Below are 13,902 nucleotides of genomic sequence, written 5' to 3' on the forward strand. Positions count from 1 at the left end.
GTTTAGTCTAATTTTAACTTTTCCTTCCAATGACTGAAACGCAATCGAATCTCTTTAGGGTCTTTTTCACCTATTACACTTTCTAGATCCGTTAAAACAGCTCCGAAGTTAACTTCAATCTGCTTTAAACATTCCTCAGAAATAAATTGATTATCAAACAACCATCTGACTGCTCTCAAAATACGATTAAAATTATCAAATTTATATTTTTCAGGGAAAATATTACCTCTTGACTCGCCTAAAAAGCTATTCCAATCAGCTTTAGAGAAACTGTCTAAAATTTCCGGATCAGATGTATTCTTATCAAAACCACTGGTAATAGCTTTATATAAAACAGTAACTTTATCATCAATAATTATATCTATTTTTTTCTCATCTAAAAGATCTATATAAATTTCAAAGTCTTTGCCATACTCTTCTTTTAATTGAGCTTTTGTTTTTACATCTGCCAAATAAAGTCTTTTTATATATATTTTAATCAATGAGATAATTTCTTCTTTATTTTCATCACACAAAAATTCAATAATTTTTTTTAATTGATAGCCTGAAAATAAATTTACATCATTTTTTATTAATCCGATTAAATTATCTAAATCAGCTTTAGTAAAACTCTCTTCATAATATTTTTCAGTTAAAAACTCAATTTTTTGAATTTTATTCAAGTTCTCTTTTCGCAACCACTCTTTTTTAACAATATCTATAAGTATCTCAGAATCATAAGATCCTACCTGTTGAAATATTTTCTCAAACTCTAAAAACAATGGATCAGCTCTAACAGTGCTATAGGAAATATTTCTTAATTTCTTATAAATCTCAAGTTTTTCATTATCTAATTTTTCTTCACCATTTTTTATATCTACCCAATCAATTTTTTGGCTTTGACCAAATAATTCTAAAAAATATCCCACTAAAACACGAATTAGAATTATCTCTTTAGTTGAAGTTACAACTTTATTTGGCAATTCCTCTAAAAATTGATGATATAGCTTAATTACCTTTTGAAAAAATCTAAAATTATGAATATCCAACTCATCTGCAAACTTAACCATCAAGCCTACTAAGGGCTCATCTATATCTTTTGCATTTTCACGAATTAAAGGCTCAACCGATGTAATCTTGATTGTTTCATCAATCAATTTTTCTTTATATTCAGCATATTTTTTCTTGTTTTCACCCTCAGCTTTGTCTTCATCCAAAATTAAAATAATCTGACAATTTTTTTCAAGTTTAAGCTGATTTGCCAAACCCATAACATCTTTAATATCAAGTTTCTTTGACATTCGTTCAAAGTCATCAAAACAGATAATTGCGTCTTTAACTTGAGCATAGAGCATGGATTCAAAAATTCGTGCCGATGAACTAACCCCATATTCACTGCTCGTTAACTTCACCTCTCTTAAAGCTGTAAGCCCCTTTTTAATGAATGCAGGTATCTCAAAGTTTTTTGAGGATTCTTGATTAAAATAATTGCTACTCATATTTGTAGATATTGCAACTTTAAGATCCGACAAATTTTCTATACCGAAAAGCGATATATAAGCGTATTTTTTGCTAAATACTTTTTGATCGTTATTTCTTTTGAAAGCAGGCAAATGTTTAATTTTCTCTTCTTCTTCTTTTGCACGTGTTTCGAGAAATTTATTCCAAGCAAAGGTCTTCCCTACTCCCCAGCAACCTATAATCGCTATAGCGATTCCATTATTTTCATTTTTTCTAAAAATTTCTTCTAAACGTTGTTCTTGAGACTGGTTCATTTTCTTGAAATATTAATAACTTGTATCCTTTATATCTGCAAAAAATCATAAATTCAATCACATGACCAGTGACATGAATGTCACCCGTTTGACTGGGATATACGGATGTATCTTCAATCAAACAAAGCGGTTTTATCATTTTGCCCTATCAAAAGTGAGGCAAACCAAACTCACTTGTTAGTTATTTCAAATACAATAGATCTAATAACCATTACCACGAAATAGTATTCCGACCTTTTGCCTTCGCACTAAACAGCGCTTGATCCGCTTTTTCAAACAATTCAATCCAAGAATCAGCCCCGACAGCAATACCAATACTTACCGAAACATGGAGTCCCTGCCCATCCCTCAATGGAATATGCATAGTCGCAATCTCATCACAAATTTTTTGACCCACATTCAACGCATTCTGTTTCTCAATATCTTCAATTAAAATTAAGAATTCATCCCCGCCGTAACGCACCACCAAATCTGATGTACGCACGTTATATTGCAAGCTGTCCGCCACTGCACAAATCACCTCATCCCCAACAATATGCCCATAACTGTCATTCACCTGTTTAAAGTGATCAATATCAATCACCATCAGACAAATTTTGGCAAATTGCTCAGGGTGCTTCTCCAAAAAACGGATATATTCTTCCAAAGCAAAACGGTTTGATAGACCTGTTAAAGAGTCTGAATGTGCAATATTTTTTAAACGGAATTCAAAAGCATCACGTTGTTGCATGACACGTTGTAATTTCTCAATCGCTACAAATAAAGAATCATGATCATCATCCAGCCGAGTCGCGCTGTACCCTGTATTTCTTTCTGAAGCATGAGACAAATCCAATAAGGTATTTCGCGCCTCAATCAAAGGCTCAATAATCCTTTTTCGCGCAAAAATCATCGTTGAAAATGCCACCAGCAACGAAATCACAGACAGTCCACACGTCCACAGCAAATAGCGAAGCGTTCGGGCCATTTCTTGTTCTGCCACTTGCTCTGTGAGTTGCAACATATAAGTCTGTAAATCTACAACTGTAACGAACTTGTCCACCATGACATCAGTCAACCCTACGCCTGTCAGGAAGTAAGGTTTCTTTTCAATACTTTCCTGCATCAACCGTGATACAACGGGCATACCCTTTTGAATAAACTCAGTTTGAATTCTTGCATGTAAGCGCTTAAATTCTAGGGTTTGCGCCATGGCTGGCTGTGTCGTATCAATCATGCCAAGCAAATAATCCACTTGCTTCTGCGTTTGTAACAAACGACCTAAATTCGCCGCTGAAATAGGCTCATTAAAAGTCACAGGCGCCATAATATTTGACGCCACCCGCCCAGCTTCATCACGCAAATCAGCCAATAGTAAAATCTGAGTAATGAATGGGCTCAAACTTGCCGAAGATGCATCTGAAGCCGAAACAATAGTCTTCAAAATTTCGCGACTAGCATCCCAAGCGCTAAACATTTTTAATATTGCCTGATCTAAACGCGTCGCCGTGCGCTGACTCATCGGCAGATTCACATAAGCATCAACTTCGGCACGCCCCAAATCAAGGCTGTGTCTGACCTGAGTGTTGACCTGCTGACTCAGATCACTGAACCCCAATTGATTTAATACCTTTGCGGTATGCTCCATTTGGGCATCTACATTGTTGCGAAAATCGTTTAATACCTGATGCTCTTCTTGTGAATCTTCCGGCGCACTCGACATCAGCTTATTGGCTGGGCCACGTTCACGAGAAATCTTATGTGCTAGTACAGCCACCTCACGTAGCGCTTGCAGTTCTTGGCTACTACGTAAAGTTTGGGTGTAGCTTTGAATACTACTTACCATTAAGGGAACGCAAATGCACAATAAACACAAAATAATGATCGACATCGCCCAATATAGGCGTTTGCTGATTTGCTGAGAGCGCAAAGCATACATTGGTTAAACGCTCCTACATTATTCCCAAATAAAACGCTTCTCTAACACGGTATCGCATGTGAAGTGCCAATCAGTTCAATAAACATCTTGTTTAAATTATAAACGTTGATGTAACAAAATTTATATACATTTGCATATTATTTATGATTCTACGAGCAAAATGCCTCGCATGAATAATTACACGCTTTTTTAAAATATATAGCCTATTTTTAATCATTTTTTGGCTTAAATATTTACACACGCTACAAATTAGTGCATAATGCACCGCATTAGGGCAATCTAATTAATTCCTCAGCAGATTATTTAGCTTTCCCGCAAATTTTGGCGTAAAAATCCCAGTTTTGTTTCAAAACTGGGATTTTTTTTGCTTTTTAAAAAGTTTTGAATATTTATGCTTTATAAAAAATGCACCATATTGATGCATATTAATTTAAAAAATAATCTCCTGATTGCCAAATCAAGGCATTTTAATTGAGGCAAAGTTAAGTAAGTGACAAGCTTAAAACTAAAAAACGGACAAAAAAAAGCCCAACCTTGGGGAAAGCTGGGCATATAAAAATAAATCATTTATGGAGAATCAAATCACAACATTTTAAAAAACGATGTCGTATTCGATGTCTGAATTATGATAATAATCGTAGAACTTGTAAAGCATATTAGTTTAGTAAGGATTGAAACACAACACTGTTTTGCAACCATTCTGTCTATTTGGTCACATTACCAACCGACTAGTGACTATTTTTTATACTATTTACTTTTTTTTGCATATTTTAAACAGGTTTAAGTCACACTATTTAGCAAATTATGCAGATTAAATTCACTTAGCTTACTTTTTAAACAATTGGAATTTACCAATAAACCCAATTATCAATCGTTTTTTACAATCAATATTCGCCTTATTTATGGGCGTTTTTTTTTCAAAAATACGCTATATAGCGCGCTGAGTGCATTGTTATGAATCATTTTTTTAATTGGTTGACATTATTTTATAGAAAAACTTCTTTTTGAATAAAAATTAAACAAAATGTATTTCCTGAATTTAATTGCTTTTAAGATCATTGACTTAATAAATTGTTACAATACAATGCTCAATGTTTAATCCATTAGTAACATAACTGGTAATTCTCATGAAAAAACTCGGTTTAGCCACTGCTTTATTATTAGCCATGACCGGTGCACAAGCGTACCAAGTAGAAGTTCAAGGTCAATCAGAATACATCGACAACACTGTTAACTCTAAAAACTTCACTGGTGCTGTACAAGGTACTTATTACTTCAAAAATGTTGACTCTTCTAAAGGTCCATTGGCTGAAGCAGCATTTTTAAACCAAGCTTCAAATGCATCTTTGGCGTATAACTACGGCGAATACGATGTAAATGGTATTGCTGACCAAAACACTCACACAATTGGTGCTAAAGCTGAAGCTTACGTTCCAACTAAATATGTTCCTGTATATGCTAGCGCATCTTACAGCAACACAATTATTGACAACAAAGATAACAAAGCTGACGACCACGGCGACCGTTTCTCTGTAGAACTTGGTGCTGTAGTTGCGCCTAACTTCTTAGTTGCAGTTGGTTATACAAGTGCTCCTAACCAAGTTGCTTACGATGCATTCGGTATCCTTGCAAATGGCGTAGCTCAAGCTGCTCAAGAACAACAAACTATTGGTCAAGACCAAGACGCGATCACTGCACGTACTAAATACGTTGGCGCGATCGACGGCACTAACATGGCAATCGGTTTCGAAACTAACGCTTTGTTTGCTGAAAAAAATGCATACGGTTTAAAAACTGATTTGTACATCAATCCAGCTCTAAGCGTTGGTGCTTCTTATGCACAAGCTAACGGTGCTGTAAACAACAAAGAAGCTTGGGGCGTAAACGCTAACTACTTCATCACTCCAGCTGTTGCTGTTGGTGTTGACTATGTAAACGTGAATGCTACAAACAACGCACCGACAGATACTCAAACTGTTGGCGTGAACGCTAAATTCCGTTTCTAATTCATTTTAGAATCTGAATCAAAAAAAGGACGCAATTGCGTCCTTTTTTGTGCTCATCTTATTCTTCATCTTTAGATTGATGATGCTTGGGTAAATGCGCAATATAATGTAAAGCGATTAACCTCGATACAATTAAAGCCAAATACATCACACCACAAAACATTTGTAGCATCGCCAATACACGTGCTGGCGCGCTCATCGGCATTAAATCAGACAAACCTGTCGCTGACTGTAAACTAAAACTCAAGAATAAGAGGTCAAGCCAAGACTGTAAACCAGGCTTAGTTGGGTTCATAAAACTATCAGGATAAATTAACTGACAAATGCTATATAAGAAAGCAAAAGCCCATGCAATTAAAGTAAAAACAGTACCCGCTGCAAATAATTCATCTTTGGTTAGATATCGATCTGCAAACATATAACGCACTACACCATAAGCTGCACTCAAGTAAGCACAAGCTTCAAATGCATGAGCAATGATCTGAATATTTGGATCATTTACCCCAAATATAATTAGGGTTGAAAATAGCACCGCACATCCGACAAAACTCAGCCCTAAAATTGTAAACATTGGAGTTTGTCGAATGACTTTGGCAATAATCAATAACACCAATACGCCCAAGACCCACAATAAAGCGCGAAATGATGTACTTTCACGGGCAAAAGCTGTGAGTACTAAAATCACAAATTGTGTGAGTAACAACCAAGCCGAAGGCAACAAGCGAAAGCCTTTCCAAAAATCAATAAATGCCCGCATAAACACTTTATCCTTTTTGTTTTTCATCGCATCAATATCCACTTCCATTTGGATCACTGATTCTTTATCTAAAAGTTGATACTGCTGTTTGCCAATAGGCACCATTTCTCCAAAAAATTCAAGAAGCTTTATTATATTGCTTTGGATGAAAAGAATTATGTTCATCTTTATCAATAAATATTTACATGATAAATTTCATAAATTGATTCATAGCATCAATATGTCATATAAGAAAACTGATTATTTTTTCTAAAAAATTCAATACATGTCAAACTAAAATGAGAACACTTACTATCTACAGTTAATGTATTGATTTATCTATGGCTAATGAAATTTTGTCCTTTTTCACCCTATTAATCCTCTTTATTTGTTTTTTACCTATTTATTTAATAAAACTTAATATTCATAAAAAATAATTCAGGGTACGGCTATGAATAAAAAACTACTTTTGGCAACATTTATTGGCGCAAGCTTTTCCCTAAGTGGATGCGGAAGCTCCAGCAATGATGACAACAATTCCAGCACAGGTTCAGAACAGCCCGCTCCAAGCAATCCTTCAATCCCGACTACACCTGTTACTCCAAGCGACCCAACCAGCGATAAAGAAAAAATTGAAGCACAGGAAATTGCAGCATTTTTTCTTCATGCCATTACAGCTGAAACACTCAATAAGGGCTTAATTGACCGACTGTTCTATCTACAAGAATATATGCTTGACGATGAAGCAGATAATTTAGACTGTTATAAAAAAACAGCCATAGCTGGTAGCACTTTTACTTTAACAAAAGAGTGTACTGTGCCCTATGATGCAGGCTCATCCTTTAAAGGCTTATCTGGCGCCTTTAGTGAATCTGGAGATCCAGAAAGCAGTACTGGCTTGAATACCAAACTGAGTAACTTAAAAATTGATGTTGATGGCGCTGTATTCACTGCGGATGGCACGCTGAATATTAAAGACAGTGCAAACACTGAGACACATAGCACAAATGATTTAGTTATTAGCTCTGAAGCAACTGGAAATAAATTCTATTTCAAAAACTTTATCCTGAAAAACACCGAAACCAACTCAGCATTTATCAATAAAGCTTCTGGAGAACTTACCGTCACAGATAAAGACGGTCAGACACTGTATGCCGTTAGCTTCGATCAAGATTCTGATTGGAGCACATTAGCAGGAAACACTTACCCTACACTTGGAAAACTCAAAGTTCAATTTAAAAATGACAGCACCCGTTACCTGACATTGACTGCCTTAACAAACAAAGATAATGCAACTTACTATGCGCAGGCAGGCACAGTTACGCTCGAAGATAATGTGACAAAAACTTGGAAAGACATCATTATCAGTCCTGCAAAATATAAATTACCTTGAACGTATAGACATTTCATTTCGCAATAAAAAAGCCCCTCTCTAGGGGGCTTTTTTAAGGTGTTCAGATTAGTGATCTGAAGCACCTGAGATACCAATACCAGTTTGTGAACGTACATACTGTGCATCGAATGCTTTACGTTCTGCTTGAGCTTGTGCTGAGTTATCAGTCACAGAGAACAACCAGCAGCAGATGAATGCTAATGGCATTGCAAAGATTGCAGGACCATTGAACGGGTTAACTGGTGTTTCAGAGATTGCGAATGTATCTACCCAAACTGCTTTAGACAATACAATCAATACAACCGCTGTAACTAGACCGACTACGCCACCAATCACAGCACCACGTGTCGTTAAACCTTTCCAGAACATTGAAAGAACAAGTACTGGGAAGTTTGCACATGCAGCTACAGAGAATGCTAGACCCACCATGAATGCTACGTTTTGCTTCTCGAACAAGATACCTAAAATCATTGCAAAGATCGCAAGACCTAAAGTTGCAATTTTAGACATACGAAGTTCAGATTCAGGTGTAGTTTGACCTTTCTTGAATACGTTTGCATACAAGTCATGTGAAATTGCTGAAGCACCAGACAATGTTAAACCAGCCACTACTGCAAGAATTGTTGCGAAAGCTACCGCTGAAATAAAGCCCATGAACAAGTCACCGCCAAGAGCATCAGACAAGTGCACCGCAGCCATGTTGTTACCACCGACAAGCTCAAGTTTGCCAGTTACAGCCATTTTTGCTACATCAAGGAATTGTGGGTTGTTCGATACATAAAGGATCGCACCAAAACCAATGATGAAAGTTAATAAGTAGAAGTAACCAATGAAACCTGTTGCAACTACCACAGATTTACGTGCTTCTTTCGCATCTTTTACAGTGAAGAAACGCATCAAAATGTGTGGAAGACCTGCTGTACCAAACATCAATGCAAGACCCAAAGAAATCGCATCAATTGGGTTGGCTGCAAGTTTACCTGGACCCATAATATTGCCCGCTTCAGCTAAAGTTACATCATGTACTTTAGAGAATACCGCAATTGATTGTGAGAACATTTCAGAGAAGCTAAAGCCCACACCTTTCATAACCATAAATGCCATGAAGGTTGCGCCAGACAAAAGCATCACTGCTTTAATAATCTGTACCCAAGTTGTCGCCAACATACCACCGAAGATAACATAAGCCATCATGAGAAGGCCTACAATCACCACAGCAATGTTGTAGTTCAAACCGAATAACAATTTGATCAGCTGACCAGCTCCCACCATTTGCGCAATTAAGTAGAACGCAACAACTACGAGCGAGCTTACAGCCGCCAAGGTACGGACTGGTTTTTCTGCTAAGCGAAATGATACAACGTCTGATAAGTTAAACTTACCTAAGTTACGTAGACGTTCAGCAACCAAGAACAATACGATTGGCCAGCCCACCATGAAGCCCAATGAGTACAGCAAGCCATCAAAGCCTGAGCTGAACACCATGGCAGAAATACCCAAGAACGATGCGGCTGACATATAGTCACCTGCAATCGCTAAACCATTTTGGAAACCTGAAATACCCCCACCAGCTGTATAGAAGTCAGCTGTATTGGTGGTTTGCTTCGCAGCCCATTTGGTAATTAATAGGGTAAAACCAACAAAGATGGCAAACATAATGATTGCATGCCAGTTGGTTGCTTGTTGCTGTGCTTCACCCAAATCTGGGCCAGCCATAGCAACACTCGACATGAGCAGGGCTGGAATAGCCAACGCCTGCGCTTTCAATGAATTCCATTTCATCTTAGTGCGGTCCTTTTTCTTGAGTAATTGCTTCCACTTCACGCATTGCTTCTTCGTTCAGTGCATCTAATTTGTTGTTGGCGATATATGAATACACACCACAAAGCACAAATGACAGAACGATAATACTGAGACCTAATGGCATACCAATGGTTGTTACACCACCACTCACGGATTGCATCAAAAACTCTTTGTTGTAGCCGACCAGTAACATAAAGCCGACATACACCACTAACATGATGATGGTTAAAGTCCAGCTAAGCTTACTTTTACGGCTCACCATTTCCTTAAATTTTGGATTTTGTAGAATTTGCTCTACCTGTCTCTCATCCATAATGTTCTCCTTACGCCGAACCTTGGCGTCAATTTTTTAATTCGAATTATTTCGAAGCTAAACTTACCAATGTTCGTTATTGTTTGTAATTTAGACTTTGGTCGTTAAATTTTGATCATTATCGATGGCACTTCGGTAGATGCGGTATGATAAAGCCATGATTTATCTGCTGCAGACAATATGAACAGTTGGCTCATTATTGGGGTGCTCGCCCTTTATATCGCATTACTTTTTATTTGCGCTTTTTTTGGTGAAAAGCATGCCAGTCGCTTAAGCACACGCGGGCGAATGTTACTGTTTAGCCTCACGCTGGGCGTGTATTGTTCGTCTTGGACCTTTTATGGTGCGACAGGTGCGGCAGTACGAGAAGGTATTATTTTCTTACCCATCTATTTGGGGCCACTGATTTTTGTTGCACTTGGTTACGACATTTGGCGCCGTTTGGGGCGTGTACGTCAGCACCATGCAATTTCATCGATTGCTGACTTTGTGGCAGCACGTTATGGTAAAAGTGGGCCCTTGGCCTCCCTTGTGACCATTTTAGCCGTCATTGCGATTATTCCTTATTTGGCCTTACAGCTTCGTGCAATTGCCTTAAGTGCCACCGTCATTTTAGAGCCAACAACCGGTGGTATGGCCTCGACCACCAATGGTGTACTGTTCCTGACCGGAATTTTGGCAATTTTAGCAATGATCTTTGGTACGCGACAAATTGCCAATACCGAGCAACACGGTGGCCTCATGCTGGCCGTGGCCTTTGAGTCTTTTGTTAAATTGTTTGCACTATTGGCTGTCGCTGCCTTTTTCATGTTTGAAGCACCCGAAAATTTGCATCAAATTAGTAAAGACATCAGCATTACTTTTAAAGAAGTACAAATGTTTGGTGTACCCGAAAGCTTTTGGGTGCAGACCTTATTAGCAGCCTTAGCCATTATTTGCTTACCTCGCCAGTTTCACGTGGCGGTGGTCGAGCTTCGCGATGAAAAACACATTCGTGGGGCTCGGCGTTGGTTCGCGATTTATCTGATTTTAACCACCATCGCGATTGTTCCAATTGCAAGCTGGGCCTTACATGCAGCGCCTGCTTATTTGGCGATTCCAGATATTGCCGTGCTCTCCTTACCGCTCAGCTATAACCAAGATTGGTTAACACTCTTGGCGTTCTTAGGGGGCTTTTCAGCATCAACAGGAATGCTTTTGGTGTCGTCTGTAGCATTATCCATCATGCTCAGCAATGACTTGATTATGCCTGCACTTTGGCGAACCAATATTTTGGCACGTCATGATAAACGCTTGCCATTAGTTCTTAAATTCACCCGTCGCGTATGTATTTTAGCTGTCATGCTGATGGGATTTTTGTTCTTCCATTTCTTTAATGATATTGATCAACTCTCTGTATTTGGTCTATTGGCATTTAGTGCAGTTGCACAGTTCTCGCCTGCGCTGATTGGTGGCTTGTACTGGCGAGGTGGTAGTAAGCAAGGGGTTTATGCGGGCCTACTCACTGGTTTTGCCATGTGGGCTTATACCTTATTCTTCCCAACCGTCTTACGTAGTTTGCCTGCACGCTTTGAACCCTTAAGCCAGCAGATCATTCAACAAGGCCCGTTTGGTATCAGTTGGTTACGTCCCGAAGCTCTACTTGGCTTTGAATCTTTTGATCCACTCACGCATGGCGTGGTATGGGCGCTAGGTCTAAATATCGTGCTATATATTTGGGTATCACGTATTTTCCGCCCAAGTGTTGCTGAGCAAATTCAGGCCGAAAGCTTTTTCTATTATGAAACCAAGCCACTGCCCTCACACAATGCCTCAAGCGATATTAATTATTTACACCACGACGTTGCGCGTTTAAAAGTGGGCGATTTATTGACCCTCGCAAAACGTATTACTGGGGATGGCCCGACCGTACGTGCTTTCCAACAGTTTTGCACACAAAACAATGTCACCCTTAATGAAAACAGCAGTGCCAATGGCATGTGGTGGCGTTTTACCGAGCAATATCTTGCTGGTACGATTGGTGCTGCTTCTGCTCGTACGCTACTCACCACTGCAATGGTCAACAATGGACTAGCGCTCGGTCAGGTGGCCAACATTTTAGACCAAGCCTCACAGTGGCAACGCTTTAACCAAAATCTCATCATGACCATGATTGACCACATGACCCAAGGCGTAAGTGTGGTAGATGAAAATATGTGTTTGGTGGCATGGAATAACCAATACCTCAAGCTGTTTGATTATCCAAAAGATATTGTCTATGTCGGATGCCCAATTTCAGATCTGATTCGCTATAACGCCGAACGCGGTGAATGTGGCCCAGGTTCTATAGAAGAGCATGTACGTAAGCGTATTCATTGGATGCAAGTGGGCAGTTCGCATGAGTTTGAGCGCATTCGTAAAGATGGCCGTGTCATTCAAATGCGTGGTAATCCAATTGAAGGTGGTGGTTTTGTTACGACCTTTGCCGACATTACAGCTTTTCGTGAAAATGAAGCGGTGCTCGAAGCCCGTGTACAAGATCGTACCCAACAGTTGGCCGATGCACTATCTGAACAGCAATTGGCACGTGAAGTAGCAGACAAAGCTAATATGTCGAAGAGTCGCTTTATTGCGGCCGCCAGTCATGACTTATTACAACCGATGCATGCAGCACGTTTATTTAGTACCGCTTTAGAGCAAAGTGTACAAAATGACGAAGACCGCCGTACCTTACAACAGCTTGACCGTGCCCTACATGGTGCTGAGAGCATGTTGTCTGCTTTACTCGATATTGCACGCTTAGAAGGTGGCACGATTCAACCAAAACGTCAGGCCTATCCACTGCATGACTTACTCAGCGATCTAGAATTGCAGTTTAAATCGATTGCGGCGCAACGTGGCATTCAGTTTAAAGTGCATGATGTTCAGTTCTGGATTGACACCGATCCACAATGGATTCGACGGATTATTCAAAACTTTGTGAGTAATGCGCTACGTTATACCGCACGTGGTCGTGTGGTAGTAGGTGTATTACGCTCCAGCAGCAAACCGCAACATATTCGCATTGGTGTATGGGATACAGGTCCAGGGATTGCAGAAGAACAACGAATCAAGCTCTTCCAAGAGTTTGAACGCTGTGGACATACGTCTCCTTGGGGTGAACAAGGCTTAGGTTTAGGTTTGGCCATTGTACAGCGGATGACCAGCTTACTCGACTACCCTGTGCATGTGTATTCGGATTTGGGCAAAGGCTCATGCTTTATGATTGAAGTACCGTTAGTGGAAGCACCCAAAGTGGTGGCAGCCCCTGTACAAGCAGTACCGCTACGTACCAAAGCCTATAAGATTTTATGCTTAGACAACGATGAAACCATTTTGGAAGGCATGTCCACCTTACTCACCAAATGGGGTTATCAAGTGTTTAAAGCCACAGAACCTGAACAAGCATTGGCTATGATTGAGCAAGAAAATATTCAGGTGTGGTTAGTCGATCAGCATTTAAATCACGGGCAGATCGGGCTCGACTTTATCTTAAGTAATCGCCAAGAAAATGTGCCGACTGCGCTCATTACGGCGGATTCTGATCCAGAATTACCGCAGCGCCTTAAGGAGCATAATATTGTGTTACTGAAAAAACCGCTTAAACCTGCATCTTTGCGTTCTTGGCTCTCTGGCTTAAAAATTTCCAGTGCCGATTAAACTCAAAATGTAGCGCCATCAAAGCCTATTTCAAGCATTTGAAATAGGCTTTTTTTTCTTATAGCGGTGTAATCAGTTCCTGTATTGGCTGTAGTTTTAGGCAAATGTGCAAAAAAGCTCAAAAAACATGCAAACACAAACAGATTGATTGACCAAAAATATCAAAACCTATTTGCCTATGGCGAAATATAACTTCATTTTAAGTGAACATTTGTACACTTACTTACAATTTCTCAAATAACTGTTATATAAATTATTTTTTGTATTTTTTGTTATTTTTAATACTTTAGTCGTATTTTTT

Annotated in this window: 8 protein-coding genes; 3 read left to right on the forward strand and 5 right to left on the reverse strand. The window is 39.1% G+C overall.

The genetic code is table 11. The features are described 5' to 3' along the window. Positions 1-2: 2 nt before the first annotated feature. Together D9K81_RS06965 and D9K81_RS06970 are read right to left on the reverse strand one after the other, a co-directional pair. A complete protein-coding gene (locus D9K81_RS06965; RefSeq protein WP_120374898.1) occupies positions 3-1,754 on the reverse strand; it encodes a P-loop NTPase fold protein in 1,752 nt (583 codons plus the stop codon). Between the two features lie 211 nt (positions 1,755-1,965). Further along, complete coding sequence (locus D9K81_RS06970; protein WP_120374899.1) at positions 1,966-3,672, reverse strand: GGDEF domain-containing protein; 1,707 nt, start codon at positions 3,670-3,672, stop codon at positions 1,966-1,968. A gap of 1,127 nt (positions 3,673-4,799) precedes the next feature. On the opposite strand from D9K81_RS06970, the gene omp33-36 reads away from it, so the two are divergent. Then, positions 4,800-5,678 carry a porin Omp33-36 gene (gene omp33-36, locus D9K81_RS06975; protein ID WP_120374900.1) on the forward strand — a complete coding sequence of 293 codons (879 nt, stop codon included), beginning with the start codon at positions 4,800-4,802 and terminating at the stop codon, positions 5,676-5,678. Between the two features lie 58 nt (positions 5,679-5,736). Here omp33-36 and D9K81_RS06980 read toward each other — a convergent pair whose 3' ends face one another. Beyond that, positions 5,737-6,435 (reverse strand): ion channel, encoded by a 699-nt coding sequence (locus D9K81_RS06980; RefSeq protein WP_120374961.1) that lies wholly within the window; start codon positions 6,433-6,435, stop codon positions 5,737-5,739. 430 nt (positions 6,436-6,865) lie between these two features. Between D9K81_RS06980 and D9K81_RS06985 the strand changes: the two genes are divergently transcribed. Further along, complete coding sequence (locus D9K81_RS06985) at positions 6,866-7,807, forward strand: hypothetical protein (RefSeq protein WP_120374901.1); 942 nt, start codon at positions 6,866-6,868, stop codon at positions 7,805-7,807. 66 nt (positions 7,808-7,873) lie between these two features. On the opposite strand, the gene D9K81_RS06990 is transcribed toward D9K81_RS06985, so the two are convergent. Both D9K81_RS06990 and D9K81_RS06995 read right to left on the reverse strand, forming a co-directional pair. Beyond that, on the reverse strand, positions 7,874-9,589 hold the full coding sequence (locus D9K81_RS06990) for a cation acetate symporter (protein WP_120374902.1): 1,716 nt from the start codon (positions 9,587-9,589) through the stop codon (positions 7,874-7,876). A 1-nt stretch (position 9,590) separates the two neighbouring features. Next, the gene (locus D9K81_RS06995; protein WP_120374903.1) at positions 9,591-9,923 is read right to left on the reverse strand and encodes a DUF485 domain-containing protein; all 333 of its coding nucleotides are present in this window, start codon (positions 9,921-9,923) and stop codon (positions 9,591-9,593) included. A 180-nt stretch (positions 9,924-10,103) separates the two neighbouring features. On the opposite strand from D9K81_RS06995, the gene D9K81_RS07000 reads away from it, so the two are divergent. Further along, positions 10,104-13,601 (forward strand): PAS domain-containing hybrid sensor histidine kinase/response regulator, encoded by a 3,498-nt coding sequence (locus D9K81_RS07000; RefSeq protein ID WP_120374904.1) that lies wholly within the window; start codon positions 10,104-10,106, stop codon positions 13,599-13,601. The last annotated feature ends 301 nt before the right edge of the window (positions 13,602-13,902 follow it).

Origin of the sequence: Acinetobacter chengduensis (assembly GCF_003664645.1) — a bacterium.
In the GTDB taxonomy this organism is placed as follows: domain Bacteria; phylum Pseudomonadota; class Gammaproteobacteria; order Pseudomonadales; family Moraxellaceae; genus Acinetobacter; species Acinetobacter chengduensis.

Excerpts from the sequence above, each read along its gene's own strand:
- D9K81_RS06995 (WP_120374903.1), bottom strand. The coding sequence starts at position 9,923 with ATGGATGAGAGACAGGTAGAGCAAATTCTACAAAATCCAAAATTTAAG.
- D9K81_RS07000 (WP_120374904.1), top strand. The coding sequence starts at position 10,104 with ATGAACAGTTGGCTCATTATTGGGGTGCTCGCCCTTTATATCGCATTA.
- omp33-36 (WP_120374900.1), top strand. The coding sequence starts at position 4,800 with ATGAAAAAACTCGGTTTAGCCACTGCTTTATTATTAGCCATGACCGGT.
- D9K81_RS06990 (WP_120374902.1), bottom strand. The coding sequence starts at position 9,589 with ATGAAATGGAATTCATTGAAAGCGCAGGCGTTGGCTATTCCAGCCCTG.
- D9K81_RS06965 (WP_120374898.1), bottom strand. The coding sequence starts at position 1,754 with ATGAACCAGTCTCAAGAACAACGTTTAGAAGAAATTTTTAGAAAAAAT.
- D9K81_RS06970 (WP_120374899.1), bottom strand. The coding sequence starts at position 3,672 with ATGTATGCTTTGCGCTCTCAGCAAATCAGCAAACGCCTATATTGGGCG.
- D9K81_RS06985 (WP_120374901.1), top strand. The coding sequence starts at position 6,866 with ATGAATAAAAAACTACTTTTGGCAACATTTATTGGCGCAAGCTTTTCC.
- D9K81_RS06980 (WP_120374961.1), bottom strand. The coding sequence starts at position 6,435 with ATGCGGGCATTTATTGATTTTTGGAAAGGCTTTCGCTTGTTGCCTTCG.